We start from the raw sequence: 23,717 nt of genomic DNA, 5'->3' as shown, positions 1-23,717 counted from the left end.
GGCGACTTCGCGATCATCTCACGGAGAAATTCTTCATTCAAATAAGAATTCATCGCGATTGCTTGACGGTCGATCCCGCCAGCTGCGACAGCTTTTCGGTCGCTGCCAGCAGCAGCTCAATCGTCCTCGTAATGTCGGGCGCCTTGGGTGCGTTGACCAGTGTTATGTAGGGGATCGACAGCGCGGCGATCGCCCTGCCGTCCGAGCCAAGAACCGGTGTCGACAGGTTGAAGACACCGGCGGTCTGCATCGATGCCATCATCTCGTAGCCGCGTTCCCGGATCTGGTCGAGGCGGGCAAAGAACTCCGGCGATTGCGGCGGCTTGTCGGTGCTGCGCAGATGTTCTGAGATCATCATCTGCCGCTCTTCCGGCGGGCGGAACGCCAGCAACACATGGCCGGAGCCGGTGTCGAACAGGCTGATATGCGAGCCGACGCGGATCGAGATGCCCCAGTAATCCGGTGCTTCCTGCTGTGCGATCACCACCGCAGAACCGCGATCGAAGACGACCAGCTGATTTGCCTGCTGTGTGGTCTCGGCCAGCTCGCGCATCAGCGGCGTCGCATAGGAAACCAGCCGTCGCACCGGCGCGTGCAGCTGCGCTAGGCCAAACAGCTTCAGCGTCAGTGAGTAACGGTCACCATCCGGCCGCGTGACATAGCCGCGCCGCACCAGCCGGTCCAGCATGCGGTAGAATTCGTTCGGGCTGCGGTCGAGCTTCTTGGCGATTTCCGCCTGCGTCAGGCCACCATCGACCCCGGCCAGCAGCTCGAGGATGTCGAGCCCCTTGTCCAGCGCCGGGGCTCGATAGCGGTCGTCTTCCTCGTCCTCAGCCATTCCGCCTCTCCAGTGAATTGCATTTTTCATATACGCATAACGGTATTGCTTCCGAAAGAACTTTCGGCTTGACGATCATATGAATGTTTTGTTTGTATATGAATGAAGCTGCCGATTGACCTCACTACGCGATCGATGCAGGCTCTTGGGAGGATACCAATGACGAAACTGCTCTGCGGCCTGTCAGCCGGCGTAACGCTGCTCGCACTTGGTGCGAGTGCTGCCCTTGCTGCCGACCTGCCCGGCAAATTCGACGGCGTCACCATCGATGCCAAGCTGATCGGCGGCCAGCAATATGAAGGGCTCTACGCGCGCATCGGCGAATGGGAAAAACTGACCGGCGCCAAGGTCAACGTGATCTCGAAGAAAAACCACTTCGAGCTCGACAAGGAAATCAAGTCGGACATTGCCTCCGGCAGCATCAACTGGTGCGTTGGGTCGAACCACTCGTCCTTCGCGCCGCAGTATCCTGATATCTACACCGACCTCAACAAGCTGCTGCCGAAGGAGGAGATCGACGCCTTCGTGCCGTCGACGATCAAGGCCTCGACGCTCGACGGCAAGCTGGTGATGCTGCCGCGCGCGCAGTTCGACGTGTCGGCGCTCTATTACCAGAAGAGCCTCTACCAGGACGAAGCCAAGAAGGCCGCCTACAAGGCCAAGTACGGCAAGGAGCTGACACCGCCCGACACCTGGGACGAGGTCGCCCAGCAGGCGGAATTCTTCGCCAGCCCGCCCGATTTCTACGGCACCCAGTTCGCCGGCAAGGAAGAGGCGATCAACGGCCGGTTTTACGAGATGCTCATCGCCGACGGCGGCGAATACCTCGACAAGGATGGCAAGCCGGCCTTCAACTCGGAAGCCGGCGTGCACGCACTCGACTGGTTCGTCAATCTCTACAAGGCCAAGGCGGTGCCGGCCGGCACCACCAACTATCTGTGGGACGATCTCGGCCAGGGCTTTGCCTCAGGCACCGTCGCCATCAACCTCGACTGGCCGGGCTGGGCAGTCTTCTTCAACGATCCGAAGTCGTCCAAGGTCGCCGGCAATGTCGGGGTTAAGGTGGCGCCGAAGGGATCGGCCGGCATTCGCACCGGCTGGTCGGGGCACCACGGATTTTCGGTCACCGAAAACTGCGCCAGCAAGGAGGCTGCGGCGTCGCTGGTCTGGTTCCTGACCAATGAGGACAGCCAGAAGCTCGAGGCGGCAAGCGGCCCACTGCCGACCCGCACGGCGGTGTGGGACTGGGACATCCAGCAGGCGGCAAGCGATCCCTATAAGAAGGAAGTGCTGGCGGCTTTCCAGGAAGAGGCAAAGCACGCTTTTGCCGTGCCGCAGACAGCTGAATGGATCGAAATCTCCAACGCCGTCTATCCCGAATTGCAGGCCGCCATCCTTGGCGACAAGACCTCCAAGCAGGCGCTGGACGACGCTGCCGCCAAGGCCACCCAGATCCTCGAGGACGCAGGCAAGCTTTGATCATTCAACCAAGGGGGGCGCCGCGCTCATTGAAGAGCGGCGCCCCGAACTTTTTTCGAACCATGCGCAACACGCTGTGTCTTGATCCCAGCTCGCCAATGGCGGCCTTCGGTGTCCGGGCACCAACCAGAACCGGATCGCCATGAAAGGCTGGAGACCTTCGCCGCCATTGCTGCTCCTGCTGCCGGCGGTGATCGTGCTGGCGGCGGTGGTGGTGGTGCCGCTGCTGCTGTCGCTCTATTCCAGCTTCACGCCGTTCCGGCTGACCAGGCCGGAAACGTTCTGGGTCTTCATCGGCGCGCGCAATTACGTCGCCATCCTGACCAGCCGCGCTTTCTGGGTCGCCTTTGCCCGCACCGTGGTCCTGCTGACGGTGGCGCTCAACCTGGAAATGGTGATCGGGCTCGGGCTGGCGCTGCTGGTGGAAAAGGCATCGCGCGGCCAGCGGGTTCTGCGCACCATCATGATGTTTCCGATGATGTTTTCGCCGATCCTGGTCGGTTTCCAATTCAAATTCATGTTCAACGACAATATCGGCCTGGTGAACAACGCCCTGCAGGGGCTCGGCCTGACCGACCGCGCCATCCCGTGGCTGATCGACGGCAATCTCGCCTTCATCGCCATCCTGACCGCCGAGATCTGGTCGTCGACCTCGGTGTTCGCGATCCTGATCCTTGCCGGGCTGCTGGCGATGCCGCGCGAACCGGTCGAGGCGGCCCGCGTCGACGGCTGCACGCCGTGGCAGACATTCCGCTATGTCACCTGGCCGTTCGTCATGCCGTTTGCCTTCATCGCCATGACCATCCGCTCGCTCGACGTCGCGCGCGCCTATGACATCGTCAAGATCATGACCGACGGCGGTCCTGCCGGCCGCACCGAACTGGTCTGGACGCTCGTCGCCCGCACCGCCTATGGCGATGCCCGGATGGGAATGGCCAATGCCATGGCCTATTTCTCGATCCTGCTGTCCATCCTGTTCACCGTCTATTTCTACCGCAAGCTTGCCGCGGCGCGCACGCAGATCGCGGCGGAGTGGTGAGGATGGACCAGAACAGCCTGCATCGCGTCGGCAACAAAGCGCTCGGCATCGTTCACGGCATCGGGCTGTTCCTGGCCATGCTGGTCATCTGCCTGCCCGGCATCTGGATCGTGCTGTCGTCGCTGCGGCCGACCGTCGAGATCATGGCCAAGCCGCCGGTGTGGATCCCGCAGCAACTCTCGCTCGATGCCTACATAGCCATGTTCAGCGGCGTCGGCCAGGGCGGCATCCCGGTGCTCGACTACTTCCGCAATTCGCTGATCATCTCGGTGACCTCTACGATAATCGCCATCGTTATCGGCATGGCCGGCGGCTATGCCTTTGCGCGCTACCGCTTTCGCGCCAAATCGGCGATGTTCCTCGGCCTGATGCTGACGCGCACCGTGCCCGGCATTGCGCTGTCGCTGCCGCTGTTCTTCGTCTTTGCGCGGCTCGGCATCATCGATACGCATTTCGGGCTGATCCTGGTCTATGTCGCGCTCAACGTGCCCTTCACCGTTTGGCTGATCGACGGCTTTTTCCGCCAGGTGCCGAAAGACCTCGCCGAGGCGGCGCAGATCGACGGCTGCACGCGCTGGCAGGCCTTCTGGCAGGTCGAGTTTCCGTTGGCCGGGCCGGGCATCGCCTCGGCCGGCATCTTTGCCTTCCTCACCTCCTGGAACGAGTTTGCGCTCGCCTCGCAGCTGACGCGCTCGATCAACTCCAAGACCCTGCCGGTCGGCCTGCTCGACTATACAGCCGAATTCACCATCGACTGGCGCGGCATGTGCGCGCTGGCCGTGGTTATGATCATACCGGCGCTCACGCTTACCTTCATCGTCCAGAAACATCTCGTCGGCGGCCTCACTTCCGGCGCGGTGAAAGGCTGACATGGCAACTGTATCGCTCAAGAAACTCACCAAGAGCTATGGTCCGGTGGCGGTCGTGCACGGCATCGACCTAGAGGTCGCCGACCGCGAGTTCATCGCGCTGGTCGGGCCGTCCGGCTGCGGCAAGTCGACGACCCTGCGCATGATCGCCGGCCTCGAGGCGATCAGCGACGGGATCATCGAGATCGGCGGCCGCATGGTCAACGACCTGCCGCCGCGCTCGCGCAACATCTCGATGGTGTTCCAGTCCTACGCGCTCTATCCCCATATGACGGTGCGCGAAAACCTCGGCTTCTCGCTGAAGATAGCCGGCGCCGCGAAGGAAGAAATGGACCGTCGCGTAGCCGAAGCGTCCGGCATTCTCGGCCTCGACCAGTTGCTCGACCGCCGGCCGTCGCAGCTGTCGGGCGGACAGCGCCAGCGCGTCGCCATGGGTCGCGCCATCGTGCGCGATCCCGACGTCTTCCTGTTCGACGAGCCGCTTTCCAATCTCGATGCCAAGCTTCGGACGCAGATGCGCACCGAGATCAAGAAACTGCATGCCAAGGTCCGGTCGACGGTGATCTACGTCACCCACGACCAGGTCGAAGCGATGACATTGGCCGACCGCATCGTCATCATGCGTGACGGGTTCATCGAGCAGGTCGGCTCACCCGACGAGGTCTTCCGCCGGCCGCAGACACGCTTCGTGGCCGGCTTCATCGGCTCGCCGCCGATGAATTTGCACGAGGCTGACGTCGACGACGGACAGCTGCTGTTCGCCAGCGGCGAGAGACTGCCTCTGCCCAGCCAGTTCAAGGCCAATGTCGGTACCGGCGACAAGGTCGTATTCGGCCTCAGGCCCGACGACATCTATCCGACGGGACACGGCATCAGCTCCGGCGAAGAGGTCGACGTCCACCAGGTGGAACTGCCGGTGACCGTCACCGAACCGCTTGGCAACGAGACGCTGGTGTTTGCCGAATTCAACGGCAGCGACTGGGTATCCCGCATGCTCAATCCAAAGCCGCTCAGGGCCGGAGACCGGGTCAGGATGAGCCTGGACCTGTCGCAGGCCCATCTGTTTTCTGCCGAAACGGGCAAAACATTGCGAGGTTAAAATCATGGCAAAGATCGAGAAAGTCGAACTGCGCATGGTCGACTTGGTGCCGAAGGTCAAGCGCACCGATGCCATCCAGAGTTTTGTCAGCCAGGAAACACCGATCGTCACCATCACCGACGCCGACGGCGCCGTCGGCACCGGCTACAGCTACACGATCGGCACCGGCGGCTCGTCGGTGATGCGGCTCCTGGCCGACCACCTTGCACCGCGGCTGATCGGCCGCGACGCCGACATGATCGAGGCGATCTGGCACGAGCTGGAGTTCGCCACCCATGCCACGACGATCGGCGCGATCACGGCAATCGCGCTGGCGGCCATCGACACTGCGCTTTGGGATCTGCGGGCGAGGAAGCAAAACCTGCCGCTGTGGAAGGTTGCCGGCGGCGCCAAGGACCGCTGCCCGCTCTACACCACCGAAGGCGGCTGGCTGCATATCGAAACCGAGGCACTGGTCGAGGATGCGCTGGCCGCCAAGGCCAAGGGGTTTCGCGGCTCGAAGGTCAAGATCGGCAAGCCGCACGGTTCCGAGGATCTTGCCCGGCTGACGGCGGTGCGCCGGGCGGTTGGAGACTCCTACGAGATCATGACCGACTGCAACCAGGGCCTTTCTGTCGACGAGGCGATCCGCCGGGCCGAGCGCTTGCGTGAACTCGACCTCGCCTGGATCGAGGAACCGCTGCCGGCCGACGACATTGACGGCCATGTGCGGCTGTCGAGTGCCACATCGACGCCGATCGCCATCGGCGAGTCGCTCTATTCGATCCGGCATTTCCGCGAATATATGCAAAAGGGCGCGTGTTCGATCGTGCAGGTCGATGTCGGTCGCATCGGCGGCATCACGCCGTGGCTGAAGGTGGCGCATGCGGCCGAGGCGTTCGACATACCGGTCTGCCCGCATTTCCTGATGGAACTGCATGTCAGCCTGACATGCGCCGTTCAGAACGGCAGATATGTCGAGTATATTCCCCAGCTCGACGAGCTGACCGGCAAGAAAATGCGTATCGAGGACGGGCACGCGCTGGCGCCGGACGAGCCCGGCATCGGCATCGACTGGGACTGGGACGCGATCAAATCGAAGAGCATCGCGGAATTCACCGTGGCGATAGTGAAATAGGAGGCGGACATGCAGCGAATGGGAATGGTGCTCGGTCTCAAGCCGGAGAAAGTCGCCGAGTATGTGCGGCTTCACGCTGCCGTCTGGCCGGACGTCCTCAAGATGATTTCCGCCTGCAACATCAAGAATTATTCGATCTATCTGAGGGAGCCGGAGCACCTTTTGTTCAGCACCTTCGAGTACCACGGCACCGACTATGCCGCCGACATGGCGAAGATGGCTGCCGATCCCACGACGCAGGAATGGTGGGCGCTGTGCATGCCATGCCAGGAGCCGCTGCCGACCCGCAAGGAGGGCGAGTGGTGGGCGCCGATGGACGAAGTCTTCCATTATGACTGATGACATTTTCGATCCTGCCTCGCTTTCCCAGGCCTGGGCACAACCGTCAAAGCCCAGGCCGATCGTGATTTTCGGCGCCGGCTCGATCGTCGGCGATGCGCATTTGCCGGCCTATGGGCAAGCCGGTTTCCCGGTTGTCGGGCTTTTCGACCCCGACCTGGCCAAGGCGGAAAAACTGGCGCAGAAATGGGGCGTCACCGCTTACCGGTCGGTCGAGGAAGCTGCGTCAATCGATGACGTCGTCTTCGATCTGGCGACGCCGCCGGCCCACCACACCGGCGTGCTCAGTGCGCTGCCCGATGGTGCGGTGGCGCTGATCCAGAAGCCGATGGGCAGCGACCTCACCGAGGCGACCGAGATCCTCGAAATCTGCCGCTCAAAAAACCTCAGGGCCGCTGTGAATTTCCAACTCCGTTTTGCGCCGATGATGCTGGCGCTGAAGGATGCGATCGCCAAGGGCTGGTTGGGCGAAGTGGTCGATTTCGACGCATGGCTGGCGCTGGCGACACCCTGGCAGCTCTGGGAATTCCTGTTACAGGCGCCGCGTGTCGAGATCGCGATGCATTCGATCCATTATCTCGACCTGATCCGGCAATTGCTCGGCGATCCCAAGGGGGTTCACGCCAAGACACTCGGCCACCCCGGCCATAAGGTTGCGCAAACGCGCACCAGCGCGATCCTCGACTATGGCGACACCGTGCGCTGTGCGCTGTCGATCAACCACGATCACAAATTCGGTCGAAAACACCAGGCCTGCGAATTCCGCATCTGCGGCACCGAGGGCGCCGCTTACCTCAAATTAGGCGTCAACCTCGACTATCCGCGCGGCGAGCCGGACATTCTCGAAATCTACCCCAAGGGCGGCAAGGACTGGATTGCGGTTCCACTCGTCGGCTCATGGTTTCCGGACGCCTTTGCCGGCCGCATGGCCAATGTCCAGCGCTACGCGTCGGGCGAGGACGCCGAGCTTGTCAGTTCCGTCGAGGACGGCTGGAGCACCATGGCGCTGGTCGAAGCCGCCTATCAATCGAGCGCGGCGCCGGCAACACCGATAGCGGCGAGGCCCTGACATGGAGCAGACGATCTACTTCGAGGACTACCAGATCGGCTCGTCGCGCACGACCAGCGGGCGCACCATCACGGAGACCGATTTCGTCGTCCATGCCGGCCATACCGGCGATTTCTTTCCCCACCACATGGACGCCGAGTTCATGAAGACGACGCCGTTTGGCCAGCGCATCGCCCACGGCACGCTGGTCTTTTCGGTCGGCGTCGGGCTGACGGCAAGCGTCGTCAACCCGGTTGCCTTCTCCTATGGCTACGACAGGCTGCGCTTCATCAAGCCGGTGTTCATCGGCGATACGATCCGGACCCGCACCACCATCTCGGCCAGGGAAGACGACCCGAAGCGACCCGATTCAGGCCGGGTCGTCGAGCGCTGCGAGGTGATCAACCAGCATGGCGACGTGGTGTTGGTCGCCGACCACATCTACATCGTCGAGCGTAGCGACAAGCCGAGCCGAGCCTCGACGGATGGCGCTGAAACCTAAAGACAAAAAACCCGCCTTGCGACGGGTCCTCGGTGCGAATCAGCACCATACGCGAATTAGTAGCATAGCTGCCGGCACAAAGCAAGAACAAAATGTGGCGCTGTCGGCAAAAAATGCGAATTCGCTCTTCACCCGTTCCCGTCTTTATCCGCTTGCCGAGGTCGCGCTCAAGGGGCGCCTGCCCCGGACCGTTAAGCTGTAACTGTCGACAGGCAGCGGATGGTGCCGACATCGCTCGGGAATGGTCATATCCGGTTGACCGGATATACCGGCTTGCCGCCGCGCAGGACCGATGCGACATCGGCAAACACCTTGTTGCGAACCTCCGCGTAGGACTGGGTCGAGTAGTGCGCCGCGTGTGGACTGACCAGGACGGTGTCCAGCGCCAGCAGCGGATTGTCAGGCGAAGGCGGCTCCCGCTCGAAAGTGTCGATGCCGGCGCCAGCCAGATGGCGACGCCGGATCAGATCCGCCAAGGCGACCTCGTCGACGAGGCCGCCGCGGGACACGTTGATGAATATCGCCCCTTCCTTCATCCGCGACAGGGCTTGCGCCGACATGATGTTTCTGGTCTCCGGTGTCGCGGGAACGTGCAGCGAGACGACGTCGGCGCTGGCAAGCAACTCGTCGAAGCCGACCGGTTCAGCACCACCGGCCGTGATGCGCTCGGCCGGCATGTGAGGGTCGTAGGCGATGATGTGGTAGCCGAAGACCCGCGCCCGCTCGGCAGTCAGGCGCCCGATCTGGCCGAAGCCGATCAGGCCGATGATCTGCCTGTCGGGCCGTGTGATGCCGGCGCCATCGGTCATTGCAGCCCAGCGGCCGGCGCGCACCGCGCTGTCGAACTGCTTCAGCTTGCGCGTCAAGGCCAGGATCAGGGCCATGGCGTGGGTGCTGACTTCAACCAGATTGGCGTCCGGCACGTAGGTTACCTGAACACCGGCACGGCTGGCGGCCTCGACGTCGATCGAATCGAGCCCTACGCCGAACCGTCCGACGACCTTGAGCCTCTTCAGTTCCGCCAAAACGCGAGCCGTTATCGGCTCGCGCAATACCATCAATGCGTCGGCGTCGCGGCAGTGTTCGATCAGGGCATCTTCCGTGAGCAGCGTCTTTTCGACAAACTCGGCGCTCAAGCCGTCGAGGTAGCGCAGCTGCTCCTCCTCGACTGACAATACGCCGTCGGTCTTGATGATCTTCATGCCAAACTCTTGCTATGAGGCGCTGCGCGCCGAGACGACACCGGCGGCAAGGCCGGCGCCGAGAAACATCGTGTCGCTGGCCAGCACGTGGAAGCTGATGCCGTGCCGCGACCATTTGCCGACATCATCCGCCGAAGGGCGAAAAATGCCGACGGCCTTGCGGGACGCGCGCGCCGCGGCCGCGATCCTCATAATCGCGGCATTGAGCTTGTCCTGGCCGGCCGGCCCCATGGCGTCGATCGAGACCGACAGGTCGCCCGGGCCAATGAAGATCACGTCGACGCCGTCGACCTGGACGATGTCGTCGATGTTGGCGAGGCCTTCCGCCGTCTCGACCTGGATGGCGACCGTCAGGACCTCGTTGGCCGATTTGAGGTAGTCCGGAATGCTGTAGCCATAACCGGCGGCGCGGCCTGGGCCGACACCGCGTGCGCCGACCGGCGGGTAACGGCAGGCCATGACCGCCATGCGGGCTTGCTCGGCCGTGGAGACGCGCGGCACCAGGACGCCCGACGCGCCGGCGTCGAGCGCGGCCGCGATCCACTCCGGCGTGTGCCCGGGAACGCGCACCATCGCGGGAACCTTGTGGACATCGGCGGCGCGGATCAGATCCTCGAGCCGTTCGCGGCCGATCTGCGAATGCTCCCAGTCGATGCACAGGAAATCGACCCCGCTCGCGGCCGCCACTTCGACCGCCACAGGATGCGGGATGGCGCAGAAGGTGCCGATGAGGCGATCGAGAGAGATACATTTCTTGCGAAAGTCGTACATGAAATCTCCAGAAATTTTCGGCGTCGGCAAAACCCGTTTGCCTATGTGGCCCTTGACGAAGGATGCACGGCTTCCGTCGACATCGGAAAATGCCGGCTGCCGCCTGAAAACGGCGGAAAAGTCTTGTAGTCGGCGCGCATCTCCAGCCGCGCCGGCGATTGCAGCGCGTGCGTCAATGCAGCGGGACTATCGAACATGACGCGATTGCGCTGCATATGGTCGATCCGCGGCCAGGGCAGCGAACCGCACCAATCCAGTCGCGACAGAACCTCGATGTGGCGAATGCCTGGGAAGCCCCGCATCAATTGCGGATGATGCGTCACATAGTGGCGGAGCCAGACATTCATGTCTTCGGCCGGCCCGGGATAGTGGACAAGATAGCTGCAGGGCAGCCCGGACGTCTTGACGCCAGCGTCATCGACGGGAAACGGACGCACGCACATTGCCTGTTGCGTTGGCCTCGAACCGGCGATGCTCGACAGCATACCAGGTGCGGCAAGTGCCTGCAGATGGCCGGACGGCGCCAGCGCCGCCTCCATGTCCGCCAATTCGTCGAAATAGAGCTGGAAGCCAAAGACCGGCGGTGGACCATCGTTGTTGAACATGTCCGTCGCCACTTCGGGCAGATAGATGTTGGCAAGCGCAAGGCCCGGGGTCGACGCAATCACACGCCGCACAGCGTCAACGTCTTCACCGGCGATGGCCAAATTTGCCTCGCGGTCGTCATGGAAAAAGGCAAGATAGGCAAAGCGCATGTGGAGACCCTCTGGATCGAGTTCGGCTAGATCAAATTCGGAAGAAAGAGAGCGATCTGCGGAAAGAGGACAATCAGCAGGATCAGCAGAAGCGTCAGCGCGATGTAAGGCGCCGCTGACATGGCAACCGTTTTGAGCGACGTCCCTTTAGGCGCGACACCGATCATGATGAACAGCAGCAGGCCAAACGGCGGCGTGGTGAAGCCGACCTCGTAGGCGAGCAGCAGGATCAGCCCGAACCATACGGGCTCGTAGCCGAATTGCTGGGCGATCGGCAGGAAGATCGGCAGCGTGATCAGCATCATCGAGACCTGATCCATGAACATGCCGAGCAGCAGGATGACCAGCACCATCATGAGCAGCATGGGATACGGTCCAAGATCGTAGCCGACGATGAACTGGATAAAGCCGTTGGAGGCGCCGGAGAATGCGAATATCTGCGAGAACGTCGTCGAAGCCGAGATGATCAGGAAGGTCATGCCGGTGACCTTCATCGCGTCGTCCAGCGACTTCCAGACAACCGACCAGCTGAACCGTCGGTAGACAAACAACAAGGCGAAAACGGCGGCACAGCCGAGTCCCGCCGATTCCGTCGGCGTCGCTATCCCAAGGATGATCGTGCCGACCACCATGAACACGATGACGCTCATCGGAATAATGTTGACGGCGACCGCCCTCACCTTCTCGGCCGCGGGAACGGCGGGCACCGGATAGTGCGGAGCGGCGTCCGGGTCGATCTTCGTCTGGGCGAAGATCAGCGCTGCGTACATGACAACGAGCAGCAGCCCGGGCAGAGCCCCCGCTATGAGCAGCGCGCCGACGTCGATCTGGGCAAGCGAGCCGAGCAAGACAGCCAGCGAGGATGGCGGGATGATGACGGCAAGGCTTCCGGCGCCAAGCACCGGGCCGTAGGCCATATGCGGCTTGTAACCCCGCTTCAGCATCTCGGGCACCATCAGCGAGCCCATCATGCCGGTATTGGCGAGGCTCGAACCCGACAGCGCGGAAAAGATCGTGCCGGCGGCGAGGACGACATAGGCGAGGCGTCCGCGCAGATTGCCGATGCACAGGTCGAGCGCGTAGATGACTTTCTCGCCGAGGCCGGAGCGGAAGAACAGGCTGCCCATGACAAGAAACATCGGCAGCGGGGCAAGCGCATAGGTCGAGACAGCGTCGGAGAAGTTGGCGACCATCTGCGTCACGCCGATCGAACCGCCGAAGAACAGATACAGCCCGATCACATTGGTGACGAAGAACGCGAAGGCGACCGGCAGCCCCAGCCCCATCAATACCAGGATGGTGCCAACGAGCACGGCGAATGGAAACAGCCAGGCCACCGGTCAGAGCCCTTCCATTTCCAGAGGATCCAGCGTGTACAGCGTGTCACGGCCGAGAAAATATCTTAGCCATTCCAGCGCCGAGAGGTAGAAGGCGAGCATGATGGGCAGAAAGACCAGCCATTTCGGCATGTCGAAGCTGCGCGTTTCATATTCGCCGCCCGCCACGGCACTTGTCAGGGACGACAGAGCGACGCTGCCGAGGTAGAGGCTGACGGCAATGCAGGCGAGGTAGACCAGCTTTTCAAGCACCGCCCGTGCCCGCACCGGCAGCGCCTTGCGCAGGAACTCGACGAAGACATGGCCCTTGCTGTGGACCAGCCAGGGCATCGGCAGAAATGCCGCGTAAAGCAAGCCGTATTCCGTCGCCGATACTGCCCAGGCGAGCGGCCTCAGGCCCAGATTGCGGACGCACACATCAGCAACCACCGCGACAATGATGAGGCCAAGCACCACTTTTGCCACCGCCGCCAACGCAAGGCTCAGCTTCCCAATCGCTGCAAACAATCTGTCCATGCCCGACGACCCTGATGTCCACCTTTGCCCCTTGGCCCAGCTTTGATGGAGGGCGCACAAGGCACCCTCGGCTCGGGCTACTGAAAGAATTTCTTCAACTGATCGATGTTGGTGGGATCGCGTTTGGCCATTCTCGCCCAGCTCGCCTGCGTGGCAGCCGCCAGGAATTTGTCGCGGCCGGCGCCGGTCAAGCTGACAACCTTCTGCCCGCCGTCGATCATCGCCTGTGCCTGTTTTTCGGATTCGGCAAGGTTGGCGTCATAGCTCGCGCGCTCGTATTCGACGGCCGTGTCGGCAAGCAGCTTCTGCGCCTCGGGCGACAGCGTGTCCCATCTGGCCTTGTTGATCGAGATCAGCACGTCGGTTTTGAAGAATTGCGGATCGACACGGTATTTGGTGAATTTGTCCCAGCCGAAGGATGCATAGCCAAATACGGTATAGGCGTTGGCATTGACGACGCCGCGCTCGAGCGAGGTATAGACATCCCCCGGCGCCTGCACGATCACTGTCGCGCCCAGGGATTCGAGGAAATCGCGATAGAGCGGCGACGAGCGGATCTTCAAACTGCCCCAGTCGATGCTGCCTTCGCTGTTGAGCTTGGGTTCGTCGACGGTGAAGACGTTGAAGCCCGAGCCCGCGTCGACATGCGCCAGCAGATGGGCATTGGCCTTCTTCTCGAAAATTGCGCTGATGAAGTCCCAGCCGCCATTGTCGCGAACCTCCCAGGGCGTCTTCGTCGATGCGGAGAAAACCTCGCCTTCGGCCACGAGTTCGAGGAACTGCCCTGCCGGTGTGTCGATCACATCGATCAGGCCGCTCCTGAGCGCCGCGCCCTGCTGGATCGGTGGAATGACCTCCGGCCCGCCACGCACGTTGATCTGGACCAAGCCCTTGCCCTTTTCGTTCACCTTCTGAACGAACTTCAGGAAGCTCTGGGCGTAGCCGTTCTGCGTCGGCGTAAAATGCACGGCGTTAAGGACGACCTCTTCGGCCATGGCGATACCCGCCACACCCGACATGAGTGCAGCCAGAACAAGGGATTTCCAAATGCGCATTGCCGTATTCCCTCTGATAGATTCACTTCGCCGGAGCCCATCATCGGGCCGATCTGAAATTGCACGCTTCGCCGCCACACGAACGGCGGTTAGTTGACATCATCTCCTACTGTCAGGAACCGCCCATGCGCGTAGAAGACCGGCGATCGGTGAGCGCGATCCAGCGCAACGCCCGAGACGATGCCGATGACGATCATGTGCGACGCCCGCACAATGATTTCGGCCACCCGGCATTCGAACATTGCCCTCGCGCCGACAAGCAAGGGCGCGCCGGTTTCGCCGCGCACCCATGATCCGGACGAGAACCGCGCGGCGCCCTTGGCTTTGGTCATGCCGCCAAACGCACGCACAACGTTCTCCTGGTCGCCGGCGGGAAGATTGACCGAAAAAGGCAAACCTTCGCGAATGGCCGAGGCAAAGGTGCTGCCGCGGTTGACACAGGCAAGCAGCGAAGGCGGCTCGGCACTGAACGAGCAGAGAGCGGTCGCCGTGATGCCGCAAAAGCCGATCTCGTCATGCTCCGACGCGAGGATGGCGACGGAGCCCGCCACGGCTCGCATAGCCTGCTTGAACGCGCGCGGATCGATGGCGTTGTGCCCATCCACCCATAGCGTCGGAATGGCGGCGGCCGGCATCAATTTACTCGAAGCCCGGCCTGGCGCATCAGCGGCAGCACGCGGTCGCAGAAGAAGGGCAGTTCGTAGGTGTAGTTGACGAATGTGAGGGCGGCGCCGGAATAACCCTGTTCCATGATCTCGGTGAGGTCGTCGACGATCTTTTCCGGCGTGCCGATGAGCGGGAAGGTCCCGGCACCGCCGGCGAACCTCTGCCGATATTCGGTGAAGGCCTTCGCGTCATGCGAGTTCGCGAATTCCTTCTTCTTGCGCATATGCTCGTCGACGGCACCCTCGTCCGCGCATTCCAGCGCGTAGTGCCGGTAGTAGTCCTCGGCTTCCTGCTGGGTCTCCCGGCAGACGACGTGACAGACCGTATAGACGCCGACTTCGCGCCCGACTTCGGCCGCGCGGTTGGTAATGTCGACCACATGCGCACGGCCGTCGGCAATTTCGGAAAAAGTCGAAAACAGATAGTCACAGTGGCGCGCCGCGTAGTTGCGCCCCGGCGCGCCGAAGGCGGCGTTCATGGTCACCGGTCGTGGCACTTGCAAGCTTGGCGGCCGGCTAACGACACTCTTCAGATCATAGAACTCGCCGCTGAAGTCGAACGGCTCCCTCGATTGATAGGCACGCACGATGATGTTGATCCATTCCTCGGCCTGATCGTAGGTCCGCTCGCCGACCGTCTGCCCGAACATGGCGAACTCGTCCGGGTTCCAGCCGCAGACGATGTTCAAGCCGGCACGCCCGTTGGAGATGTGGTCGACCGTCGCAAGCGCTTTGGCAGCCTGCAGCGGATGAACCAGCGGCACATGCACCGTCATGAACAGGCCGATGTTTTCCGTGGCGACAGCAAGACCCGCCGCCCAGGTGAACGTCTCAAACGACCATTCCCGCACATGCGTCAAACCGCCGAAGCCGCGCCAGCGGGCGATCGGCAGCAGAAACTCGAGGCCGGCGCGGTCGGCGATGCAGGCGGAATTGAGGTTGTCTTCCCAGCGGGCACGCCAGCGCTCGGGAACGGTGGTCATTGCCAGGCCGCCATCGGCGTTCATGGAGAAGACGCCGAGCTTGAACCTGTTCGGCCCTTTCAGCGGGTGCTGCTTCCTGGTCATGGTTTCCCCCGCTGCGACATGCTCTCACCTTCACCTGTGGAATTTTGAGACGGAGGGCTCAGCTTCATGAAACGCTCCTCGGCGTTCTGAATGAAATGGGTCATGCGGTCGTAAGCGGCGACGGCGTCGCGCTTGACGAATGCCTCATAGATTGCGCGCATGCCGGCCACGACGACGGCCTGCGTCGGCTGGTGCGACAGCGTCCTTAAACGGACGACGAGGACATGGTCGGCGAACCTTGCAATGGTTTGTGAAAGGCGCTGGTTCTCGACAGCGCCGAGCCAACAATTCCTGAATGCCGAATTGGCCTGGAAGAAGCGGTCGGCATCGCCGCCGGCAGCCGCAGCCTCCGCCTCCCGAAGCGCGGCCGCAAGCGTCTTGAGGCCAGCGGCGTCGAGTGTCCGCGCAGCGTGTGCGGCGGCCCGCGGCTCGAGCAAGCGGCGGACCTCGAAGATGTCGGCGACATCCGTTGCGGTAAGCGTGGGCAGCGTGAAGCCGCGTGTGGTGCCGACGAGATAGCCCTCATGCACCAACTGCATCAAGGCGTCGCGGACAGGCATTCTGGAAATGCCGAGCTGGGCGGCAATGTCCACATCTACGAGCTTCTGGCCAGGCGCCAATTCGCCATGCTGTATGGTCAGACGGATTTGTTGATAGACCTGGGCACGCAGATTGCCATCGCCAACCCGTTTGAGCTCTATCGTTTCCGTCATCCACGCCTTTCCATGCGAAGATTTCGTATATCGTTTGAGGCTGGTGTTCTCGCAGTATCCGTTGAAATGAAGCTACATATCGAGAGAATTCGACCTGCAGGCCACGTTCCAATGTGAAGTGGAGCACAGGCTGGATCGCCTGGCAAGATGTTTTAAGTTTATAATGTATACTGTTTAGGTTCGTTGTCCGGAGGGCAGAGGGTCACGCCATCCGTGCGGTCGCGCCGCGCGACGCGGGGAGAGCCAACGATCCGCGCGGTTCGGTAAAAACGTACAGACGTTTTCGCGTGACACATCGAGGCTGGCGGATTTAACTAAAATACTTGCGATCTGCGCGCGCCGGCACGCCCACCCGATCCCCTCGCCGGTGCGCATTACTGGATCGCCCGCCGTATCGAAAGGTGCGGCGGGCTTTTCGTTTCGTTTGGCGGGGAGGCGCTTATGCGAGACTTGCCCAGGGATATCGACGCAGACGTCGTGATCGAAATCAGCAAGCTGCTCGACGACCGGGCGAAGTCCGTGCCGGTGCCGGTGCACAAGCTGGCGGCGATGATCCGGCTGGGCGTGGAGACGCGTCTGACCAATCACTCCATCGAAGAGCTGATCGTGGAGATGGCCGCGACGCGAGGGCTTCCGATGCTGTTTGATTTGCCGGCGGCAAATGTCGACAATGTCGTGCCGTTCGCCTCGGCGCGCCGTCCCCGCTGAAATTTCGTTCGAGCCACCGATCTTCGCGTCGCCACCCGATTTCACTTGCCCTGATGCGCAGGCCGGGTGTCGCTTTTCTTTTCGGGGTCGTGGGTATGGTGGCTGTCGCGTTCGCCGCCGCCCCCGGAGACCTTGCTGTGGCTGCGCCGGTCGGAATCGGCCGGCGGCTTTTCGACGCTCAGCGGCTTCTTGGCGTTTTCGTGCGCCGCGCCGGGACCACCCTGGCGGATGCTGGCAGGAGTCTTCTTCGACGTGGACATGACCTAGCGATCCTGGACGTTGCCTTGGTGGGTGGTGTTGACCTTCGTATTGCCTTGCTGGCCCTGCTTGTCGGGATCCGGCACGGTCGATTGGCCGTGCGGTGCTTGGTCGGCGGCTACCGTTTTTTTGTCACCGGCTCCTTTTGGGCTCAGATTCTCCGGTGGAACAGGGGGAGGTTTTGTGCTCATGGCGTTTCTCCTTCCGCCACCCAAACAAGCGGGTCGGGAGAAAAGTTCCAGATGGCCCGGTCCGAACGGCAATTGCTGCGAATAGCCGGGCCAGCAGGCCGTGGCTTGGGCCGGCGGAAGGCCTGCGCAATCCAGGATTATTTCTTGATGATGGTTCCGTTGTTCAGATCGAAGGCCTGGGCACCGAAAGCCTGTTTATAGAAATCCTCCTGCAGCTCGCCCCATTCGCCGAGATAGGCGCCGCAATTGCTGCAATAGATCGGCGTCGAATCCTTCGGGTCGTCGGGAATATCCATCAGGATCGTCCCGCACGCCTTGCAATCGAGCTTGTCATCCAAACGGCGGCTCATCGGCCGATAATTGCGCGTTTTCGGCCCCGCGCCAACTGTCGTTTTCGTACGCAGCCCCGATGGCACGTCTTCCAACTTGCAAGGACCCCAGGCTAGCGTTCCGCCGGATTTCCGAAGGTCGGATCTCGCCGCCTCGAATACGTCCCCACCCGCGGCAGCTCGTCTGGAAAGTCGACCCAGGGCAACCTCATGTCCCAGTATGCATGGGCCTGTGGCGGAAACCGTTCGGGGTGATCGAGAAAGCCGATTGCCAGATAGAGTTCGTCGGGCAACCCTTGGTCGACATAGCCGATCGATGTCCCGCAATCCGCGCAGAAGGACCGGAGCACGCCGGAGGTTTTCGAAAAGGTCCTCGGCGTGCCGGTGAGCAACGTGAATTCGGAAGGCCGATAACCGACCCACACCGTCAGAGGGCTTCCTATCGCCTTGCGACAGTCGTCATCGTGATCGGAGCAAATCCAGAAAGGCTCGCCGCGCATCTCCGCCGTTATGGCGCCGCAAAAACAGGAGCCCGTTTCAGTTCGTGGCATTGGTTAACTTCATTGCTGGACCGGCCTTCATTGCTGGCCTGGCATTTCGGTATTTTCCTTGGGGTTCTTCTTGATGCCGGCGGCAGGCGAGGTATCGGCCGGAGCATTGCCACCCTGGTTCTGTTCAGGGGCTCTTTTGAGCGGCGAGGTTTGCCAGCCCATATCGCCGTACAAAAAGCCTATGAGAAAGCCGACGATGATGATGGCCGAAATCACCATCGCAATTAACGCGTTACGTCGCTCCATTTCGCGCGGCTCCTTTCTTCGAGCCGAACAAACGATGGCGGAAATGGTTCCGGAAGGCCTCGACCGGAATCGGCGGCGGCAGGCTGGCACCTCGCTGCCCCACCGACAAGCCGCTGGATTGAAAAGGCGGGCCCGCTGGAACGACAGGAATTCAGCCGGCGCGCGCGAGTTCATCTACGGCATTCAAAATCGCACTTTGGCTCGCCGGCTTCTGCACGATCCTGCAAGCGCGGAACCCGGCTGGAATTTCGCGTTCGCCGTACCCGGAGAGGAAGGCGAACGGAACACCGCGCGTTTGCAACGCTTCCGCGATCGGATAGCTGGTTTCGTCGTTCAACTGGATATCCAACAACGCCGCGTCGATGCCGCCTTCGCCAACGAGCCGAAGTGCTGCCGTTACCGACGAAACCGGTCCAACCACCTGATGGCCGGCTTTGCGCAGGTAAGCCGCCGCGTCGTCGGCGATCAGCCATTCATCCTCGACGATCAGCACACGCACCTTTCCGGTCACGACGAGCCCTCGCGGGTCAGAGGGAATGCAATTTCCGCCTCCAAACCATTTGAGCGGAAAGTTGTTTCAATTTTTCCGCCCAGCCTGTAGCCGATTTCTCCGCGCAGAAGGGTAAGGCCGAAGCCGCTGTCGGTTGGCTCCTTGATGCGGGGGCCGCCCTTCTCGCGCCAGACGAGCTTGAAGGTTCCATCCACCACCGACCATTTCACAATTATCCGCCCGGCAGGCTTCGACAGTGCGCCATATTTAGCGGCATTGGTCGCCAGTTCATGGATTGCCATGCCGAACGAAAGCCCCTGTACAGGCTTGAGGCTTACCCGCTTGCCATCGAGCTCGAACCGTTCGGCCCCGAAGGGACCAAGCTCCTGGCGCAGCAGTTCCTCGACGGAGGCTTCCGTCCAGCTTTCGCGCGAGAGCAGACTGTAGGCTCGTGACATTGCATGCAGACGGCCGATCAAAGCTTCAGCGAACTCGTCTTTTGACGCCGAGTATTCCCGCGTCCGGTTGGTGATGCTGGCGACAACCGCCAGCATGTTCTTGACGCGATGGTTCAGCTCCGAGATGAGCACCTGCTGACGCTCTTCAGCCTGCGCCAGTGTCGTCACGTCGATCAGTGTCACGACCACGCCCTGGATGCTGCCGCTCTTGTCCCGGTAAGGGTTGATGCGGACCAGGTAGAACCGGCCCTTGTCGTCGCGCGCAAGGTGATGGTTCAGGGTCTCTCCCGTCTCGAACACCGCCTGGATGTGCCGCTTCAACTCGGGGTAGTCGAGTTGGCTCGAAAGATCGGTCAGCGGTCGGCCGACATCTGACGGACGCAAGTTGAAGAACGACGACGCGGCAGGAGTAAAGGTTCGCACCACAAGGTTGCGGTCGAGGAAGATGGTGGCGATTTCCGTGCTTTCGAACAGGTTTCTGAGATCGCTGTTGGCGCGATCGAGTTCCTCTATCTTGCCGGTCAGTTCCGCATTGATGGTGTTGAGCTCTTCGTTGAGCGACTGCATTTCCTCCTTCGAGGCCTCAAGCTCCTCATTCGTCGACTGTGCCTCTTCATTGACGGAGACGAGTTCCTCGTTCGAAGATTTTACTTCCTCCAGCGCGGTTTCGTACTCCTCGATGGTCGACTGCAGCCGCTCGCGCGTGTCGCGCAACTCCCGTTCGAGATCGGCCGCGTCGTCTGTGCCGCGGCTTTCGCGGGCCGGATCGGAGCGTATCTGGGCCTGCCCCACCGGATTGAACAGGACGAGGTAGAGGGGCTCGCCATTGCTGCGTTCCGTGTACGGCTCGACTGTCAGTGTAATGAACTGAAGCTGTCCGTCGTCTTCTTCGACCGCTATGTTCTCCCGCACGACCGTGCGGCGCGTCGTTGCTGCTTCCCGCAACGCGGCGCGCATCTCAAGTCTCAGCCCGCGGCGGGCCAAGGTCAGCAACTGCCGGCTCGGGGCACCTTGCGGCGCTTCCAGATATTTACCCGTCCGCGCCGAATAGTAGACGATGTCGCCATCGCCATTGACCAGCACGTGAGGCGGGGCGAACCGCTCCAGCACCTGAGCCTCGATTGCCTGGCGCAGCGAATGGCTCGCGCCATCGTTTTTTGAGCCACGGCGTCCCGCCGGCAGGGCAGCTGTGAAGCCATTGCCGATCAGGACCGGCGGTCGCGGCGTGGCATGTTCCCGCGCCTGGAATATCCGCTGCTTTTTATCGACCGTGGCGAACAGGTCGCCGTGCTGACCGACGCTTTCCGAGGTGCCGAGGAACAGATAACCGCCCGGCCTCAGCGCATAGTGGAAGATCGGGACGACCCGGTTCTGGATCTGCGGGCCGAAATAGATCAACAGGTTGCGGCACGAAATCATATCCATACGCGAGAACGGAGGATCGCGGATGACGCTGTGCGGGGAAAAAATGCAGAGTTCGCGCACCTCTTTGGCCAGCACATAGCTCTCGCCGTCGCTGTGGAAAAAGCGTTGCCTGCGCTGTGGCGATAGCCCGTGCAGCAGCGCTTCGGGATAACGCGCCGCACGCGCCACCGCGAGCGCCGGCTCGTCGATGTCGGTCGCGAATATCTGGACGCGCGGCGGCGCGGGAAGTTTCTCCATGCGCTCGCGCATCAGCATGCCGATCGAGAACACCTCCTCGCCGGTGGCGCAGCCGGGCACCCAGACACGCACCGCATCGGACGCGTTCCTGCCCTCGAAAATCTGCGGTATGATCTTGTCCTCCAGCAATTTGAACGCTTCGGCGTCCCGAAAAAAGCTGGTGACATTGATGAGCAGGTCGCGAAACAGCTTCGCCACCTCGTCGGGATCCCTCTTCAGCCGTTCTATGTAGGTGCTGATCGACTGTAGCTGCGTTATCTGCATGCGCCGCTTTACGCGACGCAGGAACGTCTTGGCCTTGTAGCCGGAAAAGTCGTGACCGGAATGGCTGCGCAAAATGGCGTAGATTTCATCGCGGGCTCGATCTATCTCGGCCTTGCGTTCGTCGTCCGCTTCGGTCAGGCCGTTCAGCACGTCGAAACCGCGGACAAACGCCTGAAGCTTTGCACCGATCTGCTCGGCGGGCGCCGCTATGTCGATCAGGCCGCTCGAAATCGCGCTCTGCGGCATATCTGGATTGCGGGGGCCGGAACCGTTGGAGGCCTGGGCAATGGTCAGCCCGCCATGCTCCTTGATGGCCCTGGCGCCAAGCGTGCCGTCCGAATCGCCACCCGACAAAATAATGCCGACGGCATACTCGCCCTGGTCCTCGGCCAATGCGCTGAAGAAGATATCGATCGGCTTGCGCTCGCGGTTGAGCGTGTTCGGCCGGCGCAGCGAAAGCGCGCCCTTACGGATGGTGAGGACGACGTTTTGCGGCATCACATAGACCTGGTCGGGTTGGACCGCTGCCCCCTCCTCGGCCACCAAGACCGGCATTTCGGTGTAACGTCGGATGACCTCGTGCAGCAGGCTTTCCCGCTCCGGGCTGAGATGCGTGACGACGACGAACGCCATGCCAGTGTCGCCGGTCAGCCCTTTGAACAGGCCCTCCATCGCGGGAATGCCGCCGGCCGATGCGCCGACCCCGACTATGGGAAATCTTCCATTCTGGGATGCCACGCCAAGCCCCTGGTAACAGCCGCAAACACAAAGCCGTCAAATCGGGCCTTAGACCCAAATCGCGCCTCAGATTAAGACCGGGCCGAGCCTGAGGCCAGTAAATAGTCCACCAACGGAACAAAGTACCGCCGGTGGGCATTAACATTTGACTTTGGAGGCGGTTCCAATGGCAAAACGATCACCTGAAATAAAGCCGGCCAAGCGAATTCTGTTGCCCTCGCCGGATCTGACCAAGTTCCCGGTATCTGAAAACATTCCGGCTCGCCTGCTCGCGCTCGCGGAACGGTTGCAAGAGGTATTGGAGCGCCACTTTGCAGAAGTCCGCGCCGACAAGCGTAGATCCCGCAGAAAGAAGGAACAATGAGGTGCGCGACCTGCAAGGCCTGCATATCCTGATCGTCGAGGACGAATGGATGCTGGCGGGGGATCTTGCACGTTATTTCAGCAAGATGGGCGCCGTGGTGCTTGGCCCGGTAGCGACGGTGGAACAGGCATCGAAACATACGGACGAGGCCGAAGCCGCGATCCTGGACATCAATCTCAACGGACGACGGGTATTTCCGATCGCCGACGAACTGATGCGCCGTGGCGTGCCGTTCGTGTTTTTCAGCGGCGATGAAGACATCGTTATTCCCGAGCGGCTTCGGTATGCCAGCAGCCTCCGAAAATCCTCGGACGCCCAGGCTGTTTTCGACGCTCTCTTTCCAGCCGAGACGTCGGCATCGACAGGAGGTCGAGCGTCGGAGCCCTCGGACGACGTATTTTCGCTGCTGCCTAAGCTCAGGCTCGCGGCGCGCCTGCTGCTGGGAGATGTCGAGGCCTCCGACCGGCTGGTCGAGCGGACGCTCGAACAGGCTATCGGCGAAATCGACCGGAGACCATCCGGCTCCTCCACCGAGGACTGGCTCAACGGCATCATGCGAAACATCGTCAGGGCACGTGGAGCGAACCTGCTGCACTGACCGCGGCAGTTGCCGGCAATCAGACGAGGTCAGCCTTTCCGGTTGCGTTCGACGAATTTGTTGAAGCGGCTGGTTTTGCCGCCGCTGGTCTCTTCCTGGTAGAGGAAGGCCAGTTCGTTCTCGTCGAATATCCTGAAGAACTCGTCCCATTCGACAGGCTCGAACGTCTCTTCAGGCTCGCCGAAGTCGATGCGCAGTATGCCGCCCTCGCCCTTGGTGCGCACCACCGCCGGCCGGCCATCGCGATCCTCGGCCCAACGGCGGATTTCATCATGATCGGTGGTCGTCTTCGATTCAGACATTCCAATCTCCCTTCGATTCCACCGCACACCGCGAGATCCCGGTCTGCCTCGTACAACCAGCAGATGCATTGCTGCCGAGCATATGCGCGCGGTTGGTCGATTATGGCTCCTAACACCAAGCGCGCTTCGATGTTCCCGTGCCCAGCC

Annotated in this window: 30 protein-coding genes; 12 read left to right on the top strand and 18 right to left on the bottom strand. The window is 61.7% G+C overall.

The window, feature by feature from the left end:
- Positions 1–49: 49 nt before the first annotated feature.
- The gene (locus NKI63_RS20070) at positions 50–838 is read right to left on the bottom strand and encodes an IclR family transcriptional regulator (protein WP_352451570.1); all 789 of its coding nucleotides are present in this window, start codon (positions 836–838) and stop codon (positions 50–52) included.
- Between the two features lie 159 nt (positions 839–997).
- Here NKI63_RS20070 and NKI63_RS20065 point away from each other — a divergent pair, with 159 nt between their 5' ends.
- The 9 genes from NKI63_RS20065 (at position 998) to NKI63_RS20025 (ending at position 8,532) form a co-directional block, all read left to right on the top strand.
- Positions 998–2,317, top strand: a complete 1,320-nt coding sequence (locus NKI63_RS20065; RefSeq protein WP_352823033.1) for a type 2 periplasmic-binding domain-containing protein — start codon at positions 998–1,000, stop codon at positions 2,315–2,317.
- Positions 2,318–2,459: 142 nt separating this feature from the next.
- Positions 2,460–3,356, top strand: coding sequence for a carbohydrate ABC transporter permease (locus NKI63_RS20060; protein WP_352823030.1), 897 nt, complete (start codon positions 2,460–2,462; stop codon positions 3,354–3,356).
- 2 nt (positions 3,357–3,358) lie between these two features.
- The gene (locus tag NKI63_RS20055) at positions 3,359–4,225 is read left to right on the top strand and encodes a carbohydrate ABC transporter permease (protein WP_352823027.1); all 867 of its coding nucleotides are present in this window, start codon (positions 3,359–3,361) and stop codon (positions 4,223–4,225) included.
- A 1-nt stretch (position 4,226) separates the two neighbouring features.
- Positions 4,227–5,324: an ABC transporter ATP-binding protein gene (locus NKI63_RS20050; RefSeq protein ID WP_352823024.1), complete on the top strand. Its 1,098-nt coding sequence runs from the start codon at positions 4,227–4,229 to the stop codon at positions 5,322–5,324.
- A 4-nt stretch (positions 5,325–5,328) separates the two neighbouring features.
- Entirely contained in the window at positions 5,329–6,441 is a 1,113-nt protein-coding gene (locus NKI63_RS20045) for a mandelate racemase/muconate lactonizing enzyme family protein (RefSeq protein WP_352823022.1), read from the top strand.
- 9 nt (positions 6,442–6,450) lie between these two features.
- On the top strand, positions 6,451–6,780 hold the full coding sequence (locus NKI63_RS20040; protein WP_352823020.1) for an L-rhamnose mutarotase: 330 nt from the start codon (positions 6,451–6,453) through the stop codon (positions 6,778–6,780).
- Positions 6,773–7,849, top strand: a complete 1,077-nt coding sequence (locus tag NKI63_RS20035) for a Gfo/Idh/MocA family protein (RefSeq protein ID WP_352823017.1) — start codon at positions 6,773–6,775, stop codon at positions 7,847–7,849. The genes NKI63_RS20040 and NKI63_RS20035 overlap by 8 nt, the downstream gene beginning before the upstream one ends.
- 1 nt (position 7,850) lies before the next feature.
- Entirely contained in the window at positions 7,851–8,330 is a 480-nt protein-coding gene (locus NKI63_RS20030) for a MaoC/PaaZ C-terminal domain-containing protein (RefSeq protein WP_352823014.1), read from the top strand.
- Positions 8,314–8,532: a hypothetical protein gene (locus tag NKI63_RS20025; protein WP_352823011.1), complete on the top strand. Its 219-nt coding sequence runs from the start codon at positions 8,314–8,316 to the stop codon at positions 8,530–8,532. The genes NKI63_RS20030 and NKI63_RS20025 overlap by 17 nt, the downstream gene beginning before the upstream one ends.
- 43 nt (positions 8,533–8,575) lie before the next feature.
- Here NKI63_RS20025 and NKI63_RS20020 read toward each other — a convergent pair whose 3' ends face one another.
- The 9 genes from NKI63_RS20020 to NKI63_RS19980 form a co-directional block, all read right to left on the bottom strand.
- Entirely contained in the window at positions 8,576–9,532 is a 957-nt protein-coding gene (locus NKI63_RS20020) for a C-terminal binding protein (RefSeq protein WP_352823008.1), read from the bottom strand.
- A 12-nt stretch (positions 9,533–9,544) separates the two neighbouring features.
- The gene (locus tag NKI63_RS20015) at positions 9,545–10,303 is read right to left on the bottom strand and encodes an HpcH/HpaI aldolase family protein (RefSeq protein ID WP_352823005.1); all 759 of its coding nucleotides are present in this window, start codon (positions 10,301–10,303) and stop codon (positions 9,545–9,547) included.
- A 41-nt stretch (positions 10,304–10,344) separates the two neighbouring features.
- Positions 10,345–11,058, bottom strand: coding sequence for a hypothetical protein (locus NKI63_RS20010; RefSeq protein WP_352823002.1), 714 nt, complete (start codon positions 11,056–11,058; stop codon positions 10,345–10,347).
- 26 nt (positions 11,059–11,084) lie between these two features.
- Positions 11,085–12,395, bottom strand: coding sequence for a TRAP transporter large permease (locus NKI63_RS20005; protein ID WP_254818782.1), 1,311 nt, complete (start codon positions 12,393–12,395; stop codon positions 11,085–11,087).
- A 3-nt stretch (positions 12,396–12,398) separates the two neighbouring features.
- On the bottom strand, positions 12,399–12,911 hold the full coding sequence (locus NKI63_RS20000; RefSeq protein WP_352505402.1) for a TRAP transporter small permease: 513 nt from the start codon (positions 12,909–12,911) through the stop codon (positions 12,399–12,401).
- 77 nt (positions 12,912–12,988) lie between these two features.
- Positions 12,989–13,966 (bottom strand): TRAP transporter substrate-binding protein DctP, encoded by a 978-nt coding sequence (gene dctP, locus NKI63_RS19995; protein WP_352505403.1) that lies wholly within the window; start codon positions 13,964–13,966, stop codon positions 12,989–12,991.
- 89 nt (positions 13,967–14,055) lie between these two features.
- A complete protein-coding gene (locus tag NKI63_RS19990; RefSeq protein WP_254818785.1) occupies positions 14,056–14,601 on the bottom strand; it encodes a flavin reductase family protein in 546 nt (181 codons plus the stop codon).
- On the bottom strand, positions 14,601–15,698 hold the full coding sequence (locus tag NKI63_RS19985) for an LLM class flavin-dependent oxidoreductase (RefSeq protein WP_352505404.1): 1,098 nt from the start codon (positions 15,696–15,698) through the stop codon (positions 14,601–14,603). The genes NKI63_RS19990 and NKI63_RS19985 overlap by 1 nt, the downstream gene beginning before the upstream one ends.
- Complete coding sequence (locus NKI63_RS19980; RefSeq protein WP_352505405.1) at positions 15,695–16,411, bottom strand: GntR family transcriptional regulator; 717 nt, start codon at positions 16,409–16,411, stop codon at positions 15,695–15,697. Before NKI63_RS19980 ends, NKI63_RS19985 begins: the two co-directional genes overlap by 4 nt.
- 441 nt (positions 16,412–16,852) lie before the next feature.
- Here NKI63_RS19980 and NKI63_RS19975 point away from each other — a divergent pair, with 441 nt between their 5' ends.
- A complete protein-coding gene (locus NKI63_RS19975) occupies positions 16,853–17,119 on the top strand; it encodes a hypothetical protein (protein ID WP_352505406.1) in 267 nt (88 codons plus the stop codon).
- A 41-nt stretch (positions 17,120–17,160) separates the two neighbouring features.
- On the opposite strand, the gene NKI63_RS19970 is transcribed toward NKI63_RS19975, so the two are convergent.
- The 7 genes from NKI63_RS19970 to NKI63_RS19940 all read right to left on the bottom strand — a co-directional run bounded on the left by NKI63_RS19970 (position 17,161) and on the right by NKI63_RS19940 (position 22,306).
- Positions 17,161–17,379 (bottom strand): hypothetical protein, encoded by a 219-nt coding sequence (locus tag NKI63_RS19970; RefSeq protein ID WP_352505408.1) that lies wholly within the window; start codon positions 17,377–17,379, stop codon positions 17,161–17,163.
- A 3-nt stretch (positions 17,380–17,382) separates the two neighbouring features.
- The gene (locus tag NKI63_RS19965) at positions 17,383–17,568 is read right to left on the bottom strand and encodes a hypothetical protein (protein WP_352701890.1); all 186 of its coding nucleotides are present in this window, start codon (positions 17,566–17,568) and stop codon (positions 17,383–17,385) included.
- A gap of 137 nt (positions 17,569–17,705) precedes the next feature.
- Complete coding sequence (locus tag NKI63_RS19960) at positions 17,706–17,906, bottom strand: hypothetical protein (RefSeq protein ID WP_352645260.1); 201 nt, start codon at positions 17,904–17,906, stop codon at positions 17,706–17,708.
- 104 nt (positions 17,907–18,010) lie between these two features.
- Positions 18,011–18,448, bottom strand: a complete 438-nt coding sequence (locus tag NKI63_RS19955) for a GFA family protein (protein WP_352505410.1) — start codon at positions 18,446–18,448, stop codon at positions 18,011–18,013.
- Between the two features lie 27 nt (positions 18,449–18,475).
- Positions 18,476–18,694: a hypothetical protein gene (locus tag NKI63_RS19950; protein WP_254818791.1), complete on the bottom strand. Its 219-nt coding sequence runs from the start codon at positions 18,692–18,694 to the stop codon at positions 18,476–18,478.
- Between the two features lie 151 nt (positions 18,695–18,845).
- Positions 18,846–19,205 carry a response regulator gene (locus tag NKI63_RS19945; protein ID WP_352645259.1) on the bottom strand — a complete coding sequence of 120 codons (360 nt, stop codon included), beginning with the start codon at positions 19,203–19,205 and terminating at the stop codon, positions 18,846–18,848.
- Positions 19,202–22,306: a CheR family methyltransferase gene (locus NKI63_RS19940; RefSeq protein ID WP_352505412.1), complete on the bottom strand. Its 3,105-nt coding sequence runs from the start codon at positions 22,304–22,306 to the stop codon at positions 19,202–19,204. The genes NKI63_RS19945 and NKI63_RS19940 overlap by 4 nt, the downstream gene beginning before the upstream one ends.
- Positions 22,307–22,472: 166 nt before the next feature.
- Between NKI63_RS19940 and NKI63_RS19935 the strand changes: the two genes are divergently transcribed.
- Together NKI63_RS19935 and NKI63_RS19930 are read left to right on the top strand one after the other, a co-directional pair.
- Complete coding sequence (locus NKI63_RS19935) at positions 22,473–22,670, top strand: hypothetical protein (RefSeq protein WP_352505413.1); 198 nt, start codon at positions 22,473–22,475, stop codon at positions 22,668–22,670.
- A gap of 1 nt (position 22,671) precedes the next feature.
- Positions 22,672–23,268, top strand: coding sequence for a response regulator (locus NKI63_RS19930; RefSeq protein WP_352505414.1), 597 nt, complete (start codon positions 22,672–22,674; stop codon positions 23,266–23,268).
- Positions 23,269–23,297: 29 nt separating this feature from the next.
- Here NKI63_RS19930 and NKI63_RS19925 read toward each other — a convergent pair whose 3' ends face one another.
- The gene (locus NKI63_RS19925) at positions 23,298–23,570 is read right to left on the bottom strand and encodes a hypothetical protein (RefSeq protein WP_352505415.1); all 273 of its coding nucleotides are present in this window, start codon (positions 23,568–23,570) and stop codon (positions 23,298–23,300) included.
- Positions 23,571–23,717 lie beyond the last annotated feature (147 nt).

Origin of the sequence: Mesorhizobium sp. M0410, from assembly GCF_040321435.1 — a bacterium.
In the GTDB taxonomy this organism is placed as follows: Bacteria; Pseudomonadota; Alphaproteobacteria; order Rhizobiales; family Rhizobiaceae; genus Mesorhizobium.
This window is presented reverse-complemented; position numbering and strand designations above follow the sequence as displayed.